The sequence below is a fragment of the Chitinophagales bacterium genome (genome assembly GCA_040877935.1).
In the GTDB taxonomy this organism is placed as follows: domain Bacteria; phylum Bacteroidota; class Bacteroidia; order Chitinophagales; family CAIOSU01; genus JBBDNB01.
In genome coordinates, this window is the sequence record JBBDNB010000001.1 from 152625 (window position 1) to 174854 (window position 22230).

The 22230-nt window shown below is 35.1% G+C and carries 24 protein-coding genes; 6 read left to right on the top strand and 18 right to left on the bottom strand.

What is annotated here, in order from left to right; all coding sequences use genetic code 11:
* Position 1: 1 nt before the first annotated feature.
* Complete coding sequence (locus tag WD048_00760) at positions 2-1207, top strand: hypothetical protein (protein ID MEX0810712.1); 1206 nt, start codon at positions 2-4, stop codon at positions 1205-1207.
* Positions 1208-1289: 82 nt separating this feature from the next.
* Here the strand turns inward: WD048_00760 and WD048_00765 are convergent, their stop codons facing one another.
* From WD048_00765 to rhuM, 7 genes are all read right to left on the bottom strand, one after another.
* A complete protein-coding gene (locus tag WD048_00765; GenBank protein ID MEX0810713.1) occupies positions 1290-1550 on the bottom strand; it encodes a hypothetical protein in 261 nt (86 codons plus the stop codon).
* Between the two features lie 138 nt (positions 1551-1688).
* A complete protein-coding gene (locus WD048_00770; protein ID MEX0810714.1) occupies positions 1689-2597 on the bottom strand; it encodes a tetratricopeptide repeat protein in 909 nt (302 codons plus the stop codon).
* 137 nt (positions 2598-2734) lie between these two features.
* Positions 2735-3061 carry a hypothetical protein gene (locus tag WD048_00775; protein ID MEX0810715.1) on the bottom strand — a complete coding sequence of 109 codons (327 nt, stop codon included), beginning with the start codon at positions 3059-3061 and terminating at the stop codon, positions 2735-2737.
* A gap of 135 nt (positions 3062-3196) precedes the next feature.
* A complete protein-coding gene (locus tag WD048_00780; GenBank protein MEX0810716.1) occupies positions 3197-3640 on the bottom strand; it encodes a hypothetical protein in 444 nt (147 codons plus the stop codon).
* A gap of 192 nt (positions 3641-3832) precedes the next feature.
* Positions 3833-5614, bottom strand: coding sequence for a DUF6119 family protein (locus WD048_00785; GenBank protein MEX0810717.1), 1782 nt, complete (start codon positions 5612-5614; stop codon positions 3833-3835).
* A 139-nt stretch (positions 5615-5753) separates the two neighbouring features.
* Complete coding sequence (locus WD048_00790; protein ID MEX0810718.1) at positions 5754-6602, bottom strand: GNAT family N-acetyltransferase; 849 nt, start codon at positions 6600-6602, stop codon at positions 5754-5756.
* Positions 6603-6778: 176 nt separating this feature from the next.
* Positions 6779-7651, bottom strand: coding sequence for a RhuM family protein (gene rhuM, locus WD048_00795; protein MEX0810719.1), 873 nt, complete (start codon positions 7649-7651; stop codon positions 6779-6781).
* A gap of 1115 nt (positions 7652-8766) precedes the next feature.
* On the opposite strand from rhuM, the gene WD048_00800 reads away from it, so the two are divergent.
* The 3 genes from WD048_00800 (at position 8767) to nadA (ending at position 12537) form a co-directional block, all read left to right on the top strand.
* Complete coding sequence (locus tag WD048_00800) at positions 8767-9867, top strand: aminopeptidase (GenBank protein MEX0810720.1); 1101 nt, start codon at positions 8767-8769, stop codon at positions 9865-9867.
* Between the two features lie 644 nt (positions 9868-10511).
* Entirely contained in the window at positions 10512-11087 is a 576-nt protein-coding gene (nadD, locus tag WD048_00805; protein MEX0810721.1) for a nicotinate (nicotinamide) nucleotide adenylyltransferase, read from the top strand.
* Positions 11088-11541: 454 nt separating this feature from the next.
* Complete coding sequence (gene nadA, locus WD048_00810; GenBank protein ID MEX0810722.1) at positions 11542-12537, top strand: quinolinate synthase NadA; 996 nt, start codon at positions 11542-11544, stop codon at positions 12535-12537.
* Positions 12538-12559: 22 nt separating this feature from the next.
* Here the strand turns inward: nadA and WD048_00815 are convergent, their stop codons facing one another.
* The 11 genes from WD048_00815 to rho form a co-directional block, all read right to left on the bottom strand.
* Positions 12560-12898: a DUF86 domain-containing protein gene (locus WD048_00815; GenBank protein ID MEX0810723.1), complete on the bottom strand. Its 339-nt coding sequence runs from the start codon at positions 12896-12898 to the stop codon at positions 12560-12562.
* Positions 12888-13196: a nucleotidyltransferase domain-containing protein gene (locus WD048_00820; GenBank protein MEX0810724.1), complete on the bottom strand. Its 309-nt coding sequence runs from the start codon at positions 13194-13196 to the stop codon at positions 12888-12890. The genes WD048_00815 and WD048_00820 overlap by 11 nt, the downstream gene beginning before the upstream one ends.
* A 228-nt stretch (positions 13197-13424) precedes the next feature.
* Positions 13425-13574: a hypothetical protein gene (locus tag WD048_00825; GenBank protein MEX0810725.1), complete on the bottom strand. Its 150-nt coding sequence runs from the start codon at positions 13572-13574 to the stop codon at positions 13425-13427.
* A complete protein-coding gene (locus tag WD048_00830; GenBank protein MEX0810726.1) occupies positions 13567-14025 on the bottom strand; it encodes a hypothetical protein in 459 nt (152 codons plus the stop codon). The genes WD048_00825 and WD048_00830 overlap by 8 nt, the downstream gene beginning before the upstream one ends.
* 119 nt (positions 14026-14144) lie before the next feature.
* Complete coding sequence (locus tag WD048_00835) at positions 14145-14432, bottom strand: metalloregulator ArsR/SmtB family transcription factor (GenBank protein ID MEX0810727.1); 288 nt, start codon at positions 14430-14432, stop codon at positions 14145-14147.
* A 163-nt stretch (positions 14433-14595) separates the two neighbouring features.
* The gene (locus WD048_00840) at positions 14596-14943 is read right to left on the bottom strand and encodes a metalloregulator ArsR/SmtB family transcription factor (protein ID MEX0810728.1); all 348 of its coding nucleotides are present in this window, start codon (positions 14941-14943) and stop codon (positions 14596-14598) included.
* 45 nt (positions 14944-14988) lie between these two features.
* Positions 14989-15663, bottom strand: a complete 675-nt coding sequence (gene tsaB / locus WD048_00845; GenBank protein ID MEX0810729.1) for a tRNA (adenosine(37)-N6)-threonylcarbamoyltransferase complex dimerization subunit type 1 TsaB — start codon at positions 15661-15663, stop codon at positions 14989-14991.
* Between the two features lie 8 nt (positions 15664-15671).
* Positions 15672-17351 (bottom strand): S41 family peptidase, encoded by a 1680-nt coding sequence (locus tag WD048_00850; GenBank protein ID MEX0810730.1) that lies wholly within the window; start codon positions 17349-17351, stop codon positions 15672-15674.
* Positions 17352-17504: 153 nt separating this feature from the next.
* Positions 17505-17927 carry a ribonuclease P protein component gene (locus WD048_00855; protein MEX0810731.1) on the bottom strand — a complete coding sequence of 141 codons (423 nt, stop codon included), beginning with the start codon at positions 17925-17927 and terminating at the stop codon, positions 17505-17507.
* Positions 17928-17933: 6 nt separating this feature from the next.
* Entirely contained in the window at positions 17934-18089 is a 156-nt protein-coding gene (rpmH, locus tag WD048_00860) for a 50S ribosomal protein L34 (GenBank protein MEX0810732.1), read from the bottom strand.
* 99 nt (positions 18090-18188) lie between these two features.
* Complete coding sequence (gene rho, locus WD048_00865; protein MEX0810733.1) at positions 18189-19757, bottom strand: transcription termination factor Rho; 1569 nt, start codon at positions 19755-19757, stop codon at positions 18189-18191.
* 245 nt (positions 19758-20002) lie between these two features.
* Between rho and serS the strand changes: the two genes are divergently transcribed.
* Together serS and WD048_00875 are read left to right on the top strand one after the other, a co-directional pair.
* Positions 20003-21274: a serine--tRNA ligase gene (serS, locus tag WD048_00870; GenBank protein MEX0810734.1), complete on the top strand. Its 1272-nt coding sequence runs from the start codon at positions 20003-20005 to the stop codon at positions 21272-21274.
* 290 nt (positions 21275-21564) lie between these two features.
* Positions 21565-22161, top strand: coding sequence for a hypothetical protein (locus WD048_00875; GenBank protein MEX0810735.1), 597 nt, complete (start codon positions 21565-21567; stop codon positions 22159-22161).
* Positions 22162-22230: the final 69 nt, after the last annotated feature.

Below are 22230 nucleotides of genomic sequence, written 5' to 3' on the forward strand. Positions count from 1 at the left end.
CATGCATAGTAGCAAACTTTTATTCCTAGCTCTTTTTTTTCTTATATCGCTTAATTCTTGTTATAACAACAAAAAAAATAACAGCTACACTATTTATGAAGATTTAGAACTAATAAAAACTACTAAAAAGTATAGGTTGAAGGGGCTTGTTAAAAGTGTAGAAAAAAAAACCTTTGGTGCTAAAAAAGAATTCGGGGAAATAATTTTAACAGAACCTGAGCACGAAATTTTGTATGATTCAAAAAATGGATTAAATTTTAAATATCCTTTCTCTGATCCGTATTTTTTTGATGATTTTCAGCTTTCATATGGGCGAGATAAAAAATTATTTTTCAATAAAGACGGTTATCTAGAATCTATATTATTCATTTTTCGCAAGAGTCTATTTAAAAAAAATTCAGAGGGAAAACTTGTGGAAAAATTTACTGACATACCATATGACTCATTTTCTCTTCATGAAAAATTCAATGTATTCCCTCTTAGAGACTTTACTAAATTATTTTATGATGATAAAGGCAAAGTAGTAAAAATAGTTAATCGGCAAGGTAATATGCACAATGACACATCACTAATCAAATACGATAGAAATAATAACATTATTTTAAAACTGAAAAATAACAACAAGCTTAATGAAATATTAGAATTTAATTACGACTCTAAAGCAAGTTTAACTTCTATTTATACATATATATATTCACCATATAGTAAGGATTCAACTCTACTCCAAACAATTAAATACGATTACAAAACTGAAAATAAGGTTGAAAAGTCTGATATCATTTATGATTTTGGCGATATTGCTGCAAAAACATTAACCGGTTATGAATTTTTTGATTATATGTATAGACCATATGAATATATTAATTATGCAAAACAAGGAGTTGATACTTATTATAAATTTCATTATAAAGACAATCTTTTAATAGGATTAAATTTATACGATAACAATGATGAGGAGATACTTAAACACAAAATTTCTTATAACGAACAAGGTGATATAATTAAACATGAAATGGAATCTCCAAACATGGACTCCATTGAAGTAGAAATAGGCGGTGAAATGGTTATGCTTTACGATGTGCCATTTAAACTTGAAAATCTCAACTATCAATACGATTATGACGATAAGGGCAACTGGATTAAACAATACATTTCAATTGGTGATTCTATTACATATGCCGTCAAAAGAACAATTGAATACTATTAAAATTTAATGTAGTTGTTTTTGCTTAATTTATTCACTTAAAAAATAAGCGATACAAACCCATTTTTAGAGGTTTCAGGAATTATCAACGCCTATACGGCATTTCAAATTCATCAGGATGTGGAGATGGAAATATTGAAGTGTAAATACCGTACACTATTATAAAAACAATTGCTCCTACAAAAAATCTAATAACATTATGGGCTATGCTGTCTCCTTTACTATCTTTTTTTTCTAAACCTAATTTTTGCAAAGTAAATGCACCCAACCCTAATGATATTACGGTAAATATTACTAAAAAAGGTATTATTCCGATAATTATTAAAACATCAAAGATTCCATCCATTCTTAGAGGTGGTTTACTGAATATATATTATTTGCCTAAACAATCCCAATTTATAAAGTAACATGGTTAAAAAGTATCAAGTTTCTATTAAGTGTGCCTCCTAAACATTTATCTTTCTAGCTGCATAATATTTTATTGTTAATTGCAATGTTTTTTTATCAAATCGTAAGCTTCATGATATCCCAACTCTCCTGCTTTACTCAAATCTATACAACCTTCATTCATTTTATATGTTATTAATTTAAGAACACCTCTGCCATAGTAAGCTAAAGCATCGGTAGGGTCAACCTTTATTGCTTCACTAAAGTCTGATAATGCTCCTCTAAAGTCTTCAAGCTTGCCTTTAGTGAGAGCTCTATTGCGGTAAGCTAAAGCATCAGTAGGGTCAATCTTTATTGCTTCATTATAGTCTGATATTGCACCCCTGTAATCTTCAAGCTTGGCTTTGGTAAGACCTCTATTGCGGTAAGCTAAAGCATCAGTAGGGTCAATCTTTATTGCTTCACTAAAATCTGATATTGCCCCTTTATAATCTCCAAGCTTGTCTTTGGCAAGACCTCTATTGTTGTATGCTATAGCAAACTTAGGGTCAATCTTTATTGCCTCATTATAGTCTGATATTGCACCCCTGTAATCTTCAAGCTTGTCTTTAATAAATCCTCTATCGTAGTAAGCTTGAGAATCCTTAGAGTCAATCTTTATTGCTTCATTAAAGTCTGATAATGCACCTCTATAATCTTCAAGCTTGGCTTTGGTAAGACCTCTATTGCGGTAAAAATGATAAACTGTTGGGTCAATCTTTATTGCCTCATTAAAATCTGATATTGCCCCTTTATAATCTCCAAGCTTGTCTTTGGTAAGACCTCTATTGTTGTATGCTATAGCAAACTTAGGGTCAATCTTTATTGCCTCATTATAGTCTGATATTGCTCCTCTAAAATCTCCTCGCTTGTCTTTAGCAACTCCTTTACTGTTGTAATCATTTTCTGATTGGCTAGACATATTACAACTACACAAAACCAGCAAACTAATAATTAAAACTATCATATGGTTTTTATTTTTTTCAGATATTTGACTAAAATAAGAAATTCTGGATTTGATAAATAGGCTCGCTTTTGCCCTGCTGACTACTATACTGCAAAATGCGAACCAGTAAAGATTAAGATTTAAATGATAAAACTACACTACTTTTCAGACTTAAATTCAGATAATAAAAAATCTAACTGACCGCGTGTATAGTTCTCTGGGTTCTCCAAAAAATAACAGTCAGGGAATTGATCAGAAAATTGTTTCTTCATAGTTTCTGTTTCTTTTAATGTTTTAACAAGAGAAATTACAGCATTATTAGAGATGTCTGGTTTTTTAACAGATATCAATATAGTTGGAAAAGGGATAGAAGATAAATTATCCCCATTTATATGTCTAAAATAATAAATGGTTTGGTTGTGAGTACTTTCCAGATATAATCTAATACCCCCATCAATCATTTTGATTTCGTAGTTCTTCGGCATAATAGTTACTTTTTATAATACCAATTTAAATAAAATTTTATGTTAAAACATAAACAAGAGGAAGAAGTTAGTCCACTATATCAAACATACATGGTAATGGTGACTATTATTAAAATAACTTTATTCCACCTTGTTTTACTCGCTTTTGGAAAAGTCTCCTCTAAATTTACATTTCATAAAAAAGAAGAATGCCATAAAACTCTCACCAAAGAGGATAGTACTAACCAACCAGTAAAACCTATAACCAAATGAATAGAAAAAGTAAGAAAGAAGTGATACTATTGCTACACTTACGGATGTAGTAAATACAAACATATAAACAGGTTCTTTTTGCATCTTAACAAATGCATTATTATAAAACCAATTTTGCCAAAATAAAACCAATAGATAACTAATAAAAAGATGAAGACTTGCAAGACAGGATGCAAATATTATAGGCACTTCCATACTTTGAGTAAAAACAGAGTTAATATTAAAAGTTACAATATTAAGATACCAAAATGGTGCTAATACTAAAAAGGCGAATAAAGCTGTTTTAGGGTGCTTTGGTAGATCAAGTAAGGCTAAAAGATCGATCATTTTGATTTCGTAGTTTTTTGGTATGGTAGTTAATCTTTATAAAACCAATTTAAACAAAACTTTTAATTTATGTCAGAAGAAAATAAAGAGTCCTTAAATTAAGCACGCATTCTCTATGCTTCAGGCTGAGCTGCAAATGCGCTAGATTTAGGGGCGCACTGGCGGTCATTTGACCTTCAGCCGTCTACTTGATTAGCTATCGTCACTTATTGTACTAATATCAATTAACTTTAAATCATATATTTCATTCATTTCTTTGACTACATTGACTATGGAATATTTCGCAATATTTGATTTACTTTCTCTAATTTTTTCAATTGCTGTTCCTTGGTATTTGGTTTTATTTCTATAGGCTAAAACAAAAATCACTTGGATTGAACCGTCTATTAAGTGATCTACAATCTCTGGAATATTAATTTGATTAGTTGGACTTTGCGAGTTGTATTCCGTGAGCGTTGGTATGAGATAATTTTCGCCTGTGTTGTCACTCAGATCAATGTTCAATCGTTTTGCAGCTAATACCACTTGGATGTAACAATCTCTAAGTTTGACGTCAAAGCCATCTTTAACATGAATGAAATAAAGTTTGTCATCTCTAATTTGAAGTACATCGCATAATTCAATATTGTCAATTAATAGTTTGTCTAGGTTGTACGAATTAACTCCATCTTGCTGCTGGTTATATTCACCTTCACTAATTGAGCCTCTCCATTGCTTTAACAGATTGTCTTCAAGCTTATATCGTTGATACTTATCTATAGCAGAATCGGTTAACTTTTGTAGAAAGACATCTTTAATATGGTACCATTCTCTGTCTATTTTAAAGTACCTTTTATTTTGGTCTGTTAATTCTGCAACTATATGATTTAGAAAAGTTCCATAGGTTATCTCCTCATGATTCCTAACTCCTCTAATTTGGTTTTTATAAATTTCATTCTTGATATTGAAATCTTCAAAATCACCTTCAAGCCTATTGTAAATGTGTTCTATTGAAGCAATGTAGAGTTTTTGCCTGTTCTCAATTAGTTTATCTGTTGATCCTCTTGAATTCTTAAACCTTACTATGTATTTGTCGCATTCATAGAAATTCTCAAGCTTGGTTGGATGAACGATGTCTATATCTCTTCGGTCAACCATGTCTAAGTTTTGATAAGAGAATTGTTTTACGTCCTCTATAATTGAACTTATGAGTTTGGTGTCGAGTAATTCTATTAGTTCTTCATTTTCAATTTTTTTGAAAAAGGACAAATCAACTGCTTCTACATTCTTGATTAGATTATCTAATAGTTTGATTAATTGTAGAAGATCATCAAATGAAATCATTTTTCTGAGACAGAAATAAGAACCAACTTCCAGAATAGCTTGATTGATGTCTAGTCCAAAATCTGAGAAAAACCCATTTTTCAATTCATCTCTAACAACGATTTTCATCACTGCAGGAATTTCAGAAAATTCAATTGTATCAGCTACAGTTTGGTTGTAATTGTAGGTTGTGGTTTGAAGGGACACATTATTTGCAATTGATCTCGATTTTATCTCTATAACCAAATCTTCAGCAGGTTTAGCTATTCTACTGTAAACATCAATTCCAAAAGTAGGGTTAATAAATGTTTTAATCACCCCTATTCCACTACCACCAATAACACAATAAATGGAGTTGTTGTAGCTAGTGAAAAGGACATATGAAAATTTTATGATGCTGAAATTTTGATCTTGACCAATATAATCTGGTAAGAATAATCTCCAATAATGTCTCTCTTCTGGTTGATTATAGCAATATGATGCAAATTTGAAATCTTCAACTTCACCTTCTTCAAATTGGATATTAAATGTATCAATGTCATCGACACCTGCGTATATATGTTTTTTATGGTTCTCTATAATTATTTGCACAGACTCTTCAAATGATTTGTCACGAAGCAAATAGTGAGATTCTTTTATTTTGAAGACTTTTATGTGAAATTTTTGATTCATTTATATTGGTTATCCTTGATGATAGCTAACGGTCCTCGGCTATGAGTAGTTGGGGATTTCTTGCCCTAACTTTTCGATCTAGCACTGACCTTTGCTTTATTCATTTAAGTGCCAAAACCCCAATTGCTTAAAACCGATGTTAGCCATAGTTTTTTATTAACCTATCAGAGTGTTCGTATTGTTTTTCAAAGCCTACAGATTCAACCATTTTGTTAGATGCTAAACTTTCTTTAGTTGTCATAAGTAAAATCTGATTGTTCGATTTGTAAATTTTATTAGTAACATAAGATAGTAAATGCTTTCCATTTCCATTCATTCTATGATTTGTATCTATAAATATTGTTCCAATCATATTCGGTTCTTGATTTAAAAAACTCATTATAGTACAAAATCCGATAATTTTATTACTTATTGTTAATTTGAAAATCAATTTTCGTAAACGTAGACTTTCTATTTTATCTTCCATAGATTGTAAATCCTTATCGTTTACGCCATTGTATTCCTCGTGAAAATATTGTTGATAAAGAACTGCTATTTCTGACACATCCTCTTTACTTACTGCACTTACTTCATTCGTGAATTTTGATTTAAGCTTTAGATAATTTAGGTTATAATAATATCTTTCTTTAAAAGGTTCGAGAGAAAAGTCTGAATTTATTTGCGCCAATTGTTCAATGATTTCGGTATCTCCAGCAAAATGAAAACCATTTATTTTAAATTGGCTGAAATTGACTTTACTATTAATTATAGTAATATCTTCCTTTGTCAAATTCCTGCTATTTAGAAGATAGTTTCCGTTAATCCAAAAACCTACACACCATCTATCATTTGATTCATAAATCCAACAGTCAAAGAATTCCGAATGTCCAGACATTACACTGCCAAAAGCATTGATTATATAGTAAAAATCGAATTCGTTGTATCCGTTGAGATTTTCGATTTGATTAATAAATTCGCCATTTAAATCGTCTGTATAATCTGTAAACATTGGTTTTTTTTTAAATTATGGATAACTCGTTTATAGGTATGATAAAATCAAACATAGCTCTCCATTTTGGCTGGCTATATATAAAAAACACCCTACTTTAATTTTTCAAGATTGATAAAGATAAAAAATATTATAACTCATTAAATGCTTTGCTTTGGGATCTTGTTTCATACATTTTATTCCTGTTCATCCAATTTATCCAGTAATTCGGGCAAGAGGTCACTCATCTTGGAAAAGGCAAACCACTTCTTACCTAAATCTTTCAAAGAAGCTCCAATATGATAGAGTTCCTTCTGGTCAATGATTAAAAACCGATCGTGACTGTCTCGCAGGCTTAGTATTTTAATGGGAGGATATTGGCTGTTGTGTTTTTCAAGGTCTTGCCGCAATGCCTTGCTTATGTTTTTGGTGTAAATAGTGGCTTCAATATTTTTACTTCGCTTTGTTAGCAGATTCAATGCTGTTTCGTCCACATAGTTGTCGATGAGGATAATTTCCTTTTGTGCACTTTTTATAAGATCTGCAGCAAACACATAGGCATCGAACATTTGTCCGTTGAAAAAAATGCCTTGAGTAGGAATAAGGTGCGTATTGATTTGTAGGTCTATTTGGTTTACCTTGTTTTCAAGTGAGTCAAAATTGTCTTCCAATCGATTCATTCGGTTATTGATGGCATATCCTTTCAATAAATAGTCTTTTAAAACTCGGCTTGCCCAAATACGAAATTGTGTTCCCTGTTTGGAGTTTACTCTATAGCCTACAGAAAGAATTGCATCAAGATTGTAATACTTTACACTTTTGTTTTGTGTTTTACCTTTTATCGCTCCGTGTTTAGTGGTATGTGCAAAAAATGCACATACCACTTTTTCTTCTAATTCTTCTTCTTTGAAAATATTTTTGAGGTGCTTGCTTATTACTGTTCTGTCTCGCCCAAATAGTTGTGCAACTTGCTCTTGGGTAAGCCAAAAAGTTTCGTTTTCTTCATCAAGTCGCACTTCAATATGCTCTGCTAATTCATTTGGTCGATATAAAACAATTTCGTTTTTCATACCTAAATCAAATTTTTCTAGTGACGCTAAAATAACAGCACTTTCATTATACAAGGCTTTTTATAATGTTCCACCAGCTCTTTGATGCACAATTTGCGCTGGCTATGTATGAAAAACACCCTTCTTTAATTATTCAAGATTGATAAAGATAAAAAATATTATACCTCATTAAATGTTTTGCTTCCGCTTGCGTCTCGCAAGTGGAAATTTGGCCCGCCTCTGGCTGTATTAAAAATTGCAAGATGCAATCCAATTCCTTGCTCGCTAGAAGCGTAGCAAGGGCAAAAACTTAGGTTTATGCAGGTTTTCAAAAGAATGCTGTCGCTGTAAGAGAAACTCACTTTCAAACTTTGTTCAAAAAAATTTAGTTGTTTAAATGCTGAGAATTATGTAAAATTGCATATCCCGTCTAAGTGAAGCCTGACGTGCCACGTCAGAGATTTGTAGCAAAGACGGGATTTTTTATTTGTACTTGGTATCATCAATTTGATAATTGTTGGGGATAAATTTCCAATGGCTATATAAATGCCCACTACTTAATCCAACCAGATTCTTCCTGCCCTGCCGCCCGCCCGAACGTACTTCGGTACGGGCGGGGGTCAGGCGGGCATTCCGCTACGCTTCATTCAGAATGACGATTTCAATCAACCCGACAGAAATTATTCGGACAGATTAATCTACAAGGCCGCTCTTTCGGATTTACAATTCGAAAGATATATTCCTGGATTTTAATCCAGTATCCTGAATGTTGTTCAAAAACGCAAACCCGCGTGAGGGATGGAAGCGGCATCCTTTTGGGGCGGGGCAACTATGTGTTGCGGGCTTTGGGATAGCGACCAGCGGAAGCTCATTCCAAAGTCCATTTGCAACACTTTGCCTCCGCCCCAAAAGATAGAGCGGATCAGCCCGACCCGAAGGGGCACGCCATTCTGATGATTTGATTTGCTAATGAATTGATTCAATGATTCAATATTGGTGTAGGATTGTTTTCTGCTTCCCTTATTTTTAACCCATCTTTGTGGGATAGAACGCAGGTTGCGCTGATTGAGCTGGTTCTCGCAGATTTAATTTATCATAATCATCCGCGTCATTAGCGTTCCATTAAAAATAAGCCTATGAAAAAGAGTATTTACGAAAAATATGCGGATCTGTTGATCAACTATTCGCTGCACATGGAAAAGGGCGAAAAGTTGTTTGTAAAATCTACTTTTTTGGCAGAACCGCTGCTGAAGGAATTGTATCGCGCAGCATTGCAAGCTGGGGCGCAGGTGGAGTTTTTCCTGGATTTTGAGGATCAACAAAACATCTTGCTCGATAATGCGGATGCCGAACTGCTGCAAAAGGAATCGGAGCTGAAGCGCTATGCCTTTGAAAATTTTGATGCTTTCCTGAGCATTCAGGCGCCCTACAATGTAAATGCGCTAAAGGATGCGGATAATGAGAAAATGAAGCGGCTGAAGGATGCTTCTGCGGGCATTTCAAAAATCTACAGCGAAAGGACGGGAAATGGCAGCATGAAGCGTTCGCTTTGTGTATTTCCCACGGCTGCACTGGCTCAGGTGGCGGGCATGTCGATGGGCGATTATGAGGATTTTGTTTTTTCTGCTTGTTATCTCTACCACGAAAATCCGGTGGAGGAGTGGCTTAAAGTGCGCAAAATGCAGCAGGGCATTGTGGATCACTTGAACAAGTGCAAGACAATCCGCTATGTGAATGGCCGCACGGATATTACACTGAATGTGGAGGGTCGCATCTGGCAGAATTCAGATGGTTGTAACAATATGCCTTCGGGCGAGGTTTTTACTTCTCCTGTGGAGGATTCAGCCAATGGGCATATTTATTTTGATTATCCATCTGTATATAATGGCAATGAGGTGCAGGGTGTGAAACTGGAAGTAAAGGATGGTTACATCACGAAATGGTCGGTAGATCAGGGTGCTGATTTCTTTGACAAGATTATGGAGATTCCGGGTACGCACTATTTTGGTGAGGTGGCCATCGCTACGAATTACGGCATTCAGCGACCGACCAAGCATACTTTGTTTGACGAAAAAATAGGGGGGACCGTGCATTTGGCCATTGGTCAATCTTATTTGAATACGGGCGGAAAGAACGAATCATCGGTGCACTGGGATTTGATTGCCGATATGAAAAAAGATGGGGAGATATATGCAGATGGCGAGAAGATTTATGAAAAAGGTCAATTTTTGATTTAAATGTACATTGCCACGAATGCACGAATATGCAAAGAGCGTTGTTTGTTTCGCCACGAATGCACGAATGATTGTTATTCTTTTAACCACAAAGTAACCAAGAGCACAAAGAATAATATAAACCTATCGGTCAGACGGTATTTTTGCAGCTTTTTAGTAAACAACCAGACTTTACATTGATAGTAGGGGCGCACGGCCGTGCGCCCCTACTATTAATAAATGCATTTCGCCACTAAGGCACGGAGACACAAAGAAAATCAAATTTTACATAGCGACTTAGCGGCAGAAAAAATTAGGTAATAAAACAAAGCTTTATTTAGCCCAGGGTATTCAATTTGATTTTCAAAACTCTAACTTACTTAGCGCCCTTGCGGCTTTGTGCCAATATTAGCGATATGTTTTGGTCACAAAGGCACGGAGACACAAAGGTAATCTGATGCCGGCTAAATTTTTTAGCCTTCAGTTACTAAGAACCAATGTGAATCTTTTACAAAAGGAAATTTACTTTTCTTTGTGCCCTGGCGACTTAGTGGCTATGTTTTGCCACGAAGACACAAAGAACACAAAGAAAATGAAAAATAAATAGTCCCTTTGTGGCTATTGGCTATATTAGCGACATTTACAGGATACGCTTACATAAATAAAAAATGAAAATCGGCTTATTTTTCGGTTCTTTTAACCCCATTCATATTGGGCATCAGATTATTGCCGACCAGATTTTGGAAGCTGCCGCGCTCGACAAAATATGGCTGGTCGTTTCTCCACAAAACCCCTTTAAAAAGAAGCAAAGTCTTTTAAATCAATACGACAGACTGCATCTTACAGAATTGGCCACCGAAGACCATCCTAAAATTTCTCCCACTGATTTTGAATTTCATCTGCCCATACCAAGTTATACCATAGACACACTTACACATATGCAGGAAAAATTTCCTGAACATAGCTTTTCTCTTATTATGGGTGGCGACAATCTTAAAGGACTGAAAAAATGGAAAAATGCGGATTTGCTTTTGAAGGAATATAAAATCCTGGTGTATGAACGCCCGGGCTTCGAAATAGAAGCTGAACTGAAAGATCATCCCTCCATTAAAATATTCCACTTTCCACAGATTGATATTTCTTCCACCCACATCCGCAAAAACATAGCAGAAAACAAAAGCGTAAAATACTACCTGCACCACAAAGTAGAGGCCTATATCAAAGAAATGAATTTATACAAGTAATAGGCCAGTTTTTTTTATAAACAAATGCATTTTAACCCTCTTATTTTTCATTGATTTTCAGTGTTTTAATTTTACAACTTATCCACTCGATTTGTTTTTTTCTGTGCAAAGAAATTGAGAAAATTTTTGAGTAATACACCCCTAAATTTTTCCAATTCTACAAGCAAAAGTTTTCAAAACTTATCCTTTTGGTTTCTTTACTTATCTACAATTTTTTGCCACAATTCAACCGACAACTTTATGTTGTTTTTATACGTTTATAGCTTTCAACAGGCTGTGGATACATTGCTTTGTTTACTGAAAATCAACACTTAATTATGTGCATTGGCTGTTTGTAAACAAAGCCTGAAATTTGATAAGTACAAAAGCAAAAATAATTGCAGAAATTTACTGACAAATTCACAGTACTGATGGTAGTAATAATTTTTTTTAAAAGAATAATAATAACCAATAAATGAGCTTAGCAGTAAAAGAAGTGAAAAAATTTGGCTTCCTTCAGGAAATAATTGATCCTACTATTGATCTTTTTGAAGCCATTGAAAAATTAAAAAAACAAAAAAATGCCATTATTCTTGCCCACTATTATCAGGATGCCGACATACAAGATATTGCCGATTATATTGGAGATTCATTGGGTCTTTCGCAAAAAGCAGCTGAAACTGATGCCGATATAATTGTATTTGCCGGGGTGCATTTTATGGCAGAAACCGCTAAAATTTTGAGTCCTGGCAAAAAGGTGATTTTGCCCGACTTAAATGCAGGATGTTCACTGGCCGATTCCTGTCCGCCCGATTTATTTGCTGCATTCAAAGCAAAGCATCCCGATCACAAAGTGGTGACTTATGTGAATTGCAGTGCAGAAATAAAAGCCTTGAGCGATGTGGTGTGTACTTCCACCAATGCTGTTCATATTATAGAAAGTTTTCCGAAAGACCAACCCCTGATATTTGCGCCTGACAGAAATCTTGGTGCATACCTCAATAAGAAAACAGGCAGAAATATGTTGCTTTGGGATGGTGCCTGTATGGTACATGAAATTTTTTCGCTGCAAAAGATTATACAATTGCAGGAAGAGCATCCCGATGCTGTTTTTATAGCCCACCCGGAATGTGAAGATGCTGTATTGGAAAAAGCGGCATTTATAGGCTCTACAACAGGGCTTTTAAACTATACCAGGGAAAGTGAAGCAAACACCTTTATAGTGGCAACAGAAGCCGGTATTATACATCAAATGCAAAAATACAGTCCGCACAAGACCTTTATACCTGCACCACCTGATAACTCATGTGCTTGCAATGATTGTCCGCATATGAAATTGAACAGCTTGGAGAAATTGTATTTGTGTTTAAAAGAGGAGCTGCCCGAAATTGAATTGGATAAGGAACTGATAAAAAAATCAATACAGCCTATTAAGCGTATGTTGGAAATATCAGCGAAGCATAAGTTGTAGGTTTTATATAGTAGAATATTGCTTATCCTTTCAAGTCAGAAATTTCTTTTTTGAGCAATGGAATATCTTTGATTAATATTCTCCATAAAGTTGTGGGATCAATTGAATCATAAGCATGGACTATCATGTTTCTTAAACCAATAATGTGTTTGGAGCTCGATATTGTAATGTTTGGTTCTAACTTAATTAATTTGTTAACTGCTTCTCCAATAATCATTAAATCTCGTTCGACTGCTCTTATTGAAATAAAGTCAGAGCTGAATTTGGAATAGTCTCTATCATGTAGTTCAATAATATTCTCCAATTCTGTTATAATAGATTCAATATCCAGTAAATATTTAAGGGTAGATTTAGGCAGCATACAAGGATACTTTTGAATTATCTACTTCTTCTATGAAAATTGGATTTTTAAGGGCTCTGTATGAAATAAGATCAATTCGTCTATTGAATAACTTTTCTAAATCATCCAATAAGCCAAAGAATGCATCACCATGCTGAATAGGATCAAGGGATTCTTTAAATAGAACAGCAAAATCCAAGTCGCTTTTATCATTGAATGAATCTAAAACAGCCGAACCAAATAGATACAATTCTGCTACCGAATGCCGTAAGCATATTTCTTGTATCTCTTTAATGTTAGACTTTATTATAGTGTGCATAGTTCCAAAGATATCAAATAGAATCAAATTTGCAGTCTTTGAAAACTGACTGATTAAATTCAAATTGAACGTGTGTCTCTTGGTCTTTTTGTATATAAAAGTCAAGTCCGCTAAAATATATTATTAAAATTAGCAGAAATTGAATTGGATAAGGAACTGATAGAAAAATCCATACAGCCTATTAAGCGCATGTTAGAAATATCGGAGAGGTATAAGTTGTAGAAATTTTTATTTCTTCTGCAATTTTCGTTTTTTAAGGTATTCTTTCAATTCCTGAAAGCTCATGTTATAGGTTTCTTTAGCAATTTGCTCCTTAACCTTTCTAAAAAATTCTACCGTCTTAAATTCTTTCTTTTCAGTGGTGTTAATCTTATCCATGAGTTATAATGTCTTTAGGTGATCTAATTTCTAACTGTTTATATCCATTTTTCAAGTTGACCGAATTGTAACCTTGTATCCTGAAAACATTAACGATATGCTTAAAATTCCAGCTCACTAAAAAATCGGCTTTTTGAATGGTTGCTATAGCAATGTGGCGACAATCGTTTAAACTTGTCTTTCCGACTACTTTCTCTTTTATGTATTGTCTGGCAAGATTCTCAGCCGTCTCGTTGATTTCCAGGTACTCTTTACAGTCGTTAGGTATTTGAGTGAAATGTGCCTTTACTGTTTTTGGGGCAGTTTCTATTTCAACTTCAACTATGTCAGAATACAAGCAAATAACTTTTCCTTGCTTTACCATTTTAAAAAGCTGCTTGGTTTCTTTTTCAAATTCCTTATCATGAACACCTCCAAAAACAGAGGTGTCAAAATACAACCTTGGTATCATAAGGTAAAGTTAAAGATTCTATAATATTCTATACCAGGATGTTTTTAGCTTCCTCACCTGTCAATTCATGCGCTTGCAATTGTACGCATATGAAATTGAATCAGCTTAACATTAAATTTTTACTTCTGATTGAAAGCCTCTATTGCTTTCACACATTTATCAATATTAGCGTAGTTGATGCTGTAGATGATCTTTTTACCTTCTCTTTGGGAATTTACCAGTTTTGCATTTCTTAAAATACTGAGGTGCTGAGAAGTAACAGATTGCTCAATTTTTAAAGTATTGTATATTTTATTGACATTAGTTGATCGCTCTTTGTCAATATACTTTAAAATTTTCATTCTCAATGGATGGTTCAATGCACGCAGGATAGCAACGGCTTCTTTAGTTTTGGGGAGGTTTTTCATCTTTTATATATTTAGAAAATAGTAACAGAAACAAACATAAAATTGTTTAAGAGCAGCAATAATTATTTTATAAAAGAAGTAGAAAGATGAAAAAGCGGTTTGAAATATAAAAAGAAAGGCTTTAATCCATTTGGAATAAAGCCTTTCTTAATAAAGTTAAATTTTAAACAGCTAAATCATTAACCATTTGATTTATTTCGCTGATTCTTTTTTTGTTTAAATTGTAATAAATAAATTTTCCTTCTCTTTTAGTAGAAACGATGGCCTCTCTTCTTAGAATAGCAAGATGTTGAGAAGCTACAGACTGTTCGAGACGTAGCTTTACGTAGATTTCTGTAACTGTAAGGTTTTTGTTTGTTTCTAAAAGTTCAAGAATTTTCTTTCTCAAAGGATGATTCATAGCTCGTAAAGCGAGTACTGCTTTTTTCAGTACTGCATAGTCAACGACTATTTGCCCTTTTCCTTTTTCTTCGGAGAGTACTAATTTTTCTTTTGGATTAACTGTTGCCATTTTAATTTAATTTAATTATGAAATAAAATAATGTAGTCATTTAATTTAAATTTTGCTTTTGTTTAACTGATAGTTTTTTAAATAATTAGGCACAAAATAAGCAACATCATCAAAATATTTAATAGAATATTGTGAAAAAGCTGTTTTTATTAAGTTTTTTGCAGAGAAATTAATATTATTTAACATTATTCCGGCATTTTCATTAATATGTTCTTCCATTTTAATGCTGCCGTTGCCGAAAAAAACGGCTTTTTCGGGGAAATTAAAGTCTTGTTTGGCAAAATCTATCGCTTCGGGTTTACGTAAATATTCAATATCATGATTAATTATCGCTGTATAAACTTCCAATCTTCTTGCATCTATAAATGGGATATAATGCTTTGCATCTGGCAATTGATCTTTTGCTGCGCTTGCAAGGCTTTTTAAAGTACATACACTGATGAGCGGAATTTTAAGAGAATAGGACAGGGCTTTTGCTGTGGATGTACCAATTCTCAAACCGGTATAAGATCCCGGTCCTGCAGAAATAGAAACTGCTGCAAGTTCTGTTTTAAGAATATTGTTTTGACTTAAAAGTCTATCAATAAAAGGCAAGAGGTTCTGGGCGTGTGCATTTTTTTCATTGCCTTCAATGCAATCGATCAGTATAGAACCACGAGACACTGCAACAGAACAAATATCAGAACTGCTTTCAATATGCAGTATAATTGGTCCGGTCATTTATACAATTATTTTTGATCAGCACTAACACTCAATATTTGCTGATAATCTGAATTGTTTTCCAATACCTCTACTGCTTTATTAACATATTTGTCGGTATCGAAAGAAGCGATCAAACGCCCGGCTGAAAGGTAATACCTACTCGCTATTTCTTCTTCTAAAAGGGCTTTAATCTGAGTTTTATGCTTTCTTAGATCCTTGTTTTTATCATGCTTAATTTTTGACATTAAACTGTCCAATTCTGCCTCTATAGCATCAAAATACATTTCATCTTTACTGGCTTCTTTCAGATCTGAAAGCAATTCTTCACTCTCAGTCGTATAATCGTATTCTTTGTCCTGTAGATATTCAATAAATTGTTGGTATTCTTCATCGCTGAGCTTAAATGTTTTAGCTGGGGGAATTTGATCGTGATTTACCCTATAAATAGTTGCGTATTTAAAAATCAGATTTTTTCTAATCAGGGAAATAGCAATATTGCTCATCATCGGATTTTTAACATCAATGTCCGGTGAAATACCACCACCGTCATAAACGGTACGACCTATAGATGTTTTAAAAGCAGTTTGCAATGAATCAGGAATTTTGGCTACGCTGCCATCTTCATTTTTTTCAGCATAATTAATGGCCTGAATACAGCGGCCACTTGGAATATAATATTTGGCTGTGGTAACTTTAAGTTTGGTGTTGTAGCTTAATGATCGTGTAGTTTGTACCAAACCTTTACCGAATGAACGCTCACCGAGCACTACACCCCGGTCTAAATCCTGTATAGAGCCGGAAACGATTTCAGAAGCGGAAGCAGATTCACTGTTGATTAAAACAGCTATAGGTATTTCAGTGTCTTCAGCAGGATTCACTGTTTTAAAGGTTTTATCCCACTCGCTCACTTTTCCTTTGGTAGAAACAATTTCCTGTCCTTTCTCTATAAATACATTGGAAACATTTACAGCTTCATTCAACAAACCGCCCGGGTTTCCTCGCAAATCAAGAACTACACCTTTCAGGTCGTTGTTTTCTTTCAGGTTTTTTAGCGCATCACGTACTTCTTGTCCCGCTTTTTGGGTAAAATTGGACAAGCGTATAAAGCCAATATGATCGTTGATCATTCCGTGATAAGAGACATTTTTAATTTTAATTTCTTCTCTTTCTATTTCTACTTCTATTAATTTATCCTTACCGTCTTTTTGCAAACGACTTACTGTAAGTGAAACTTTAGTACCGGCTTGTCCTTTTAGCAATTTACTGATCTCCTCAGAATTTTTACCTTTAGTGGAGTTGCCTTCTACTTCCACAATTTTATCACCGGCCTGCAAGCCATATTTATCAGCAGCATACCCTTCGTATGGTTCAGAGATTACCACATAATCATCAATTACACGGATCAAAGCACCAACACCACCGTATTTTCCGGTAGTTTGTAATTTATAACCTTCCATATCTGCCTCAGATATGAAATTGGTATAGGGGTCCAGTGATTTGAGCATAGAATGTATGCTTGTTTGAATAAGCTTGGAGGGTTCCAGGTCATCTACATAATAGGTGTTTAGCTCTTTGTAAAGCGATGCGTAGATGTCCAGGTTTTTAGAAATTTCAAAATAGGATGTATTGCTGCTGGATGATATTGCAAATAAAGATACCACAGCTATCAGTGGTATAAGAAACCATTTCATTTTATTGGTGTGCATTGTTATAGATTTATTATTGCTTAAAGGAAATAAAATTGCAAAATCTTAAATGATTGCGCTAAATAAACAAAAAGAAGAGAATAATATTGTTTTTTTCAAGGCAAAGCGATAATTGAATGCCAATAATTTATAAAAGCATATAATTTAGCTGTTTTATTCTTCATTCTTTTCTTTCAGGGTTTCTATCACTTTCAGCAATGCGCCCTGTATGTGTAATCTTAAATCAAGAATATTTACAGCTTGTTTGCTGCGGTAAATAAAGCCCAAAGCGATCCTTTTATTCTGCTTTAACAAAGCATCGATTAAAATGGTTTTTTCCTGACGATAAGCCTCCCTCATCAGGCGCTTATATTTGTTTCTTACATGTGCTTTGGGGTGCAGGCGTTTAGATACAGAAAGCAGTACTTTTGCAGGAAAATCAGATCGATCTTCTGAAAGGGGAATAAAGAGGACTTTTACAGGGTAGTTGCAAACAACAATGCCCTCAGAAAACAAAAGACTTAGGAGTTTTTTACTCTTAAGTCTTTCATATTTCTTAAAACCTGCACCAGGAATCGGAATGCGATTCGCTTTCAAAAAAAATTATTTTTTGAGGTATTCGGAAGAAACGGATAGTTTCTTTCTTCCTTTTCTTCTTCTCTTGTTCAATACGGCTCTACCATTTTTAGTAGCCATTCTGGAACGAAAGCCGTGCTTATTTTTTCTCTTCCTGTTTGAGGGTTGGAAAGTTCTTTTCATTGTAATCTATTTTAAAAAGGGACACAAAGCTAAGTTTATTTTATCAAAAAATAAAGTTTTGCACCCTTTATGCACATTATAAAATTTAGTCTTGAATTACTATCCGTTCATAGAAACAATAAACTCTTCATTGCTTTTTGTTCCGCGCATATTTTGCATCAGGAAGTTGATGGCTTCTTCGGGATTCATATCGCCCAGGTGATTTCTGAGGATAAGCATTTTCTGAAGAATTTCTTTATTCATAAGTAAATCTTCTCTTCTTGTACTTGATGCCGGAAGATCAATGGCAGGGAATATTCTTCTGTTGGCCAGTTTTCTGTCCAGTTGAAGTTCCATATTACCGGTACCCTTGAATTCTTCAAAGATCACTTCGTCCATTTTAGATCCTGTATCTGTCAATGCTGTTGCCAATATAGTCAAAGAACCGCCATGTTCTATTTTACGTGCAGCACCAAAGAATTTTTTGGGCTTGTGCAGCGCGTTGGCTTCCACTCCACCCGACAATACTTTGCCAGACGGTGGTGCTACTGTATTGTGTGCCCTGGCCAATCTTGTAATTGAATCGAGCAGGATAACAACATCGTGGCCGCATTCTACCAGGCGCTTGGCTTTGGAAAGGGCGATATTCGAAACTTTTACGTGTTTTTCGGCAGGCTCGTCAAAAGTAGAAGCAAGCACTTCCGCATTTACACTGCGCTGCATATCGGTCACCTCTTCCGGTCTTTCATCTATGAGCAAAATCATCAGATATACTTCCGGGTGATTTGCTGCAATGGCATTGGCAATGCCCTGCAGAAGCATTGTTTTACCGGTTTTGGGTTGTGCCACGATCAATCCTCTTTGTCCTTTACCTATTGGTGTAAACAAATCTACCAGTCGGGTAGAAAAATTATCGGGTGAAGTAAAGAGGTTTAATTTTTCCTCAGGGAAAAGCGGGGTGAGATAATCAAAAGGCACCCTGTCGCGAACATCTGCCGGAAGTTTTCCATTAATGGTTTCTACTTTCAGCAGTGCAAAATATTTTTCTCCTTCTTTTGGAGGGCGAATACTTCCATAAACAGTATCCCCGGTTTTCAAACCGAATAATTTAATTTGTGAGGGCGATACATAAATATCATCAGGGGATGAAAGGTAGTTGTAATCGGAAGATCGAAGGAAACCATAGCCATCTGGCATCATTTCCAACACCCCTTCACCTATAATTACCCCGTCAAATTCCACATTAAAAATCTGGTCTCTGTTAGATTTAGGATTCTTTCTTGCATTTCTATCTGCAGGATTTGGTTTTCTGTCCTGATGTCTTTTGTCGTCCCGGGGATTGTTGTTGCTTTTTTTATTGTCATCGGCAGCAGGGGTGTTTCTTTTGTCCTCTGTTTTCGGACTTTCTTTTTCTGCCGGTTTTTGATGCTTGGTTTCAGCAACAACGGTTTCTTTTTTAGGAGCAGGAGTGCGTTTTTTACGCGGTTTTGGTGTTTCCTTCTGGCCGTTTTCTTTGGATTTATCGGCATTCTGATTGTCAGAAGAAGGAGGGTTGATTGCCTGTGCATCAAGGATTTTGTAGATAAGGTCTTGTTTGGAGAGCTTACCGGCACCTTTAATGTCAAGCTTTTCAGCAACATGCTTCAGCTCGGGCAAAAGCAATTCATTGAGCTGCAAAATATCGTACATAAATTATGGTTTATTTAAAAATAAAATAGAGTATTTATTGTTTCAATTGCAAGATACAATTCTGAGGATTTCAAATTTCAATAGAGAAAATAATGCAAGAAATTGAAAAGAAGTAAGAGTTAGCAGATAATTATCCGCAATTTTAAGCAAAGAATTTTAATTGTCAAATTTATTTGAAAGAAATGTAGTGGGCATAAAAAAGGTTCAATACAACAGCTTAGCTTATATTTGCCAAAAATTTACCTATGTTGCCCATACAATTAGTCGAACAAGATAAGAAAAAAATCATAAACGGCCTGAAAAAAAGAGGCTTTGATAAATTGTCACTTGTAGAGGATGTCATTCAATTGAATCAAGACAGAAAAGAACACAAAAGAGCCCTGGATTTGTGTTTGTCAGAGGCCAATACATTGTCGAAAAAAATAGGACAATTATTTGCCAGCGGTGATAAAGCAGCAGCAGAAGCTTCTAAAAGCAAAAGTTTGGCACTAAAGGAAACAGCCAAAGAATTGCAGGATAAGCTCCATAAAGCTGAAGCAGATTTGCAATTCCGCCTGGAGCAAATACCGAATATTCCCCATGAAAAAGTTCCTGCCGGCACATGTCCTGATGACAATAAAGTAATTTCCGGTCCGGATAGCCTGCCCAAATTGTCAGACGATGCACTGGCCCATTGGGATTTAATGGATAAATATGAATTGGGCAGCCTGGCCCTGGGCAATAAAATTACCGGTGCAGGATTTCCTGTTTTTAGTGGAAAAGGCGCGCGTTTACAGCGTGCACTGACGCAGTATTTTTTAGATACAGCCTGTGCTGACGGATATACGGAAATCATTCCGCCCTATTTGGTAAATGAAGAAACAGCCTATGGTACCGGGCAATTGCCCGACAAAGAGGGGCAGATGTATGAAATGAAATTGGAGAAATACTACCTGGTGCCTACGGCAGAGGTTCCGGTTACGAATATCTATCGCGATCATATTTTTAAAGAAAGCGAACTGCCGCAAAAACTGGCGGCCCATTCACATTGCTTTAGGAGAGAGGCCGGTTCTTATGGTAAGGATGTGCGCGGATTAAACCGGGTACATCAGTTCGAAAAAGTAGAGATTGTCCAGTTTGTACATCCCGAAAAATCCTACGATGTGCTGGAAGAAATGGTAGCCTATGTAGAGTCCTTGTTGAAGGCCCTTGAGCTGCCCTACAGAAAATTGTTGCTTTGTGGTGGGGATATGGGCTTTACCTCTGCGATGACCTACGATCTTGAAGTGTATTCTGCTGCGCAAAAGCGCTGGTTGGAAGTGAGCTCCATTTCTAATTTTGAAACTTTCCAGAGCAACAGAATGAAGATCAAATACAAAGACAGCGACAATAAAAACCAACTGATCCACACGCTGAATGGCAGCGCCCTTGCCCTGCCGCGTATTTATGCAGCTCTGCTGGAAAACAATCAAAGTACAGAAGGCATCAAAATCCCAAAAGTCTTGCAGCCCTATGCCGGGTTTGAGTTGATTGAGTGAATGTAAGCCTCTCGGGATTTGCCTGAACCCACCGGGTTTATTTTTTTTGCCATAGCTGTGCCAGACAGCTTCTTGAATCCGGAACTGATTTGAGGTTTATTCAGGAAATCCTTGGGCATAAAAAACATTCAAAATATTAAAAGCCCGTTTGTTGAATTATAATATTTTATATCTTTATGAACCTTGAAAAAATAAAGTATGGTGTTTTTCATACATAGCCAGCCAAAATGGAGAGCTATGTATGATTTTATCATACCTATAAACGAGTTAGCCACCATTAAAAAAACACTATGAAAAAATTTGAACTTAGCATTGGACTGATTGCCATTCTTGCAATAGTTCTGAAAATATTAAACATACCCGGTGGCAGTCTTTTGACTGTCTTAGCATTTTTGACATTATCAATTTTCTACTATTTGAGTTTTGCTCTTTTTAACGGAATTCGACTTAGAGAAATTTTTAAAAGTGCTGCATACAAGGACACAAACGCAAAACGAATTATTGGAGCTGTAGGACTTGGCTTTGCTCTATCTGCAATTTTAATGGGAGCGTTATTTAAACTTGAATTTTGGCCAGGTGGAACTATCCAACTTAAAATCGGACTTGTAATAACAGGAGTTATCTTAGTCATTGCGACTATTTTCTATAACCGAAACAAGATAGAATATTATAGAAGAATCTTTAAAAGAATTGCTATAATTGGTGGACTTGGACTTATTCTTTACTTGACACCAACAACCACTTTAGTTGACATATATTATAGAAACAACCCTGATTATGCAGATTTATTTAAACGGGTACTTGCTGACCCTGACAATCAAGAATTAAGTGAAGAATTAGAAGATAAAAGAGAAGAAATGTATGAGCAAAACTTTCGAGACGAATAGAAATGAAATAAAATGTCGAGTAGGTAAGGGGGAATCTCACCCCCAAACCTCTCACAGAACCGTACGTGA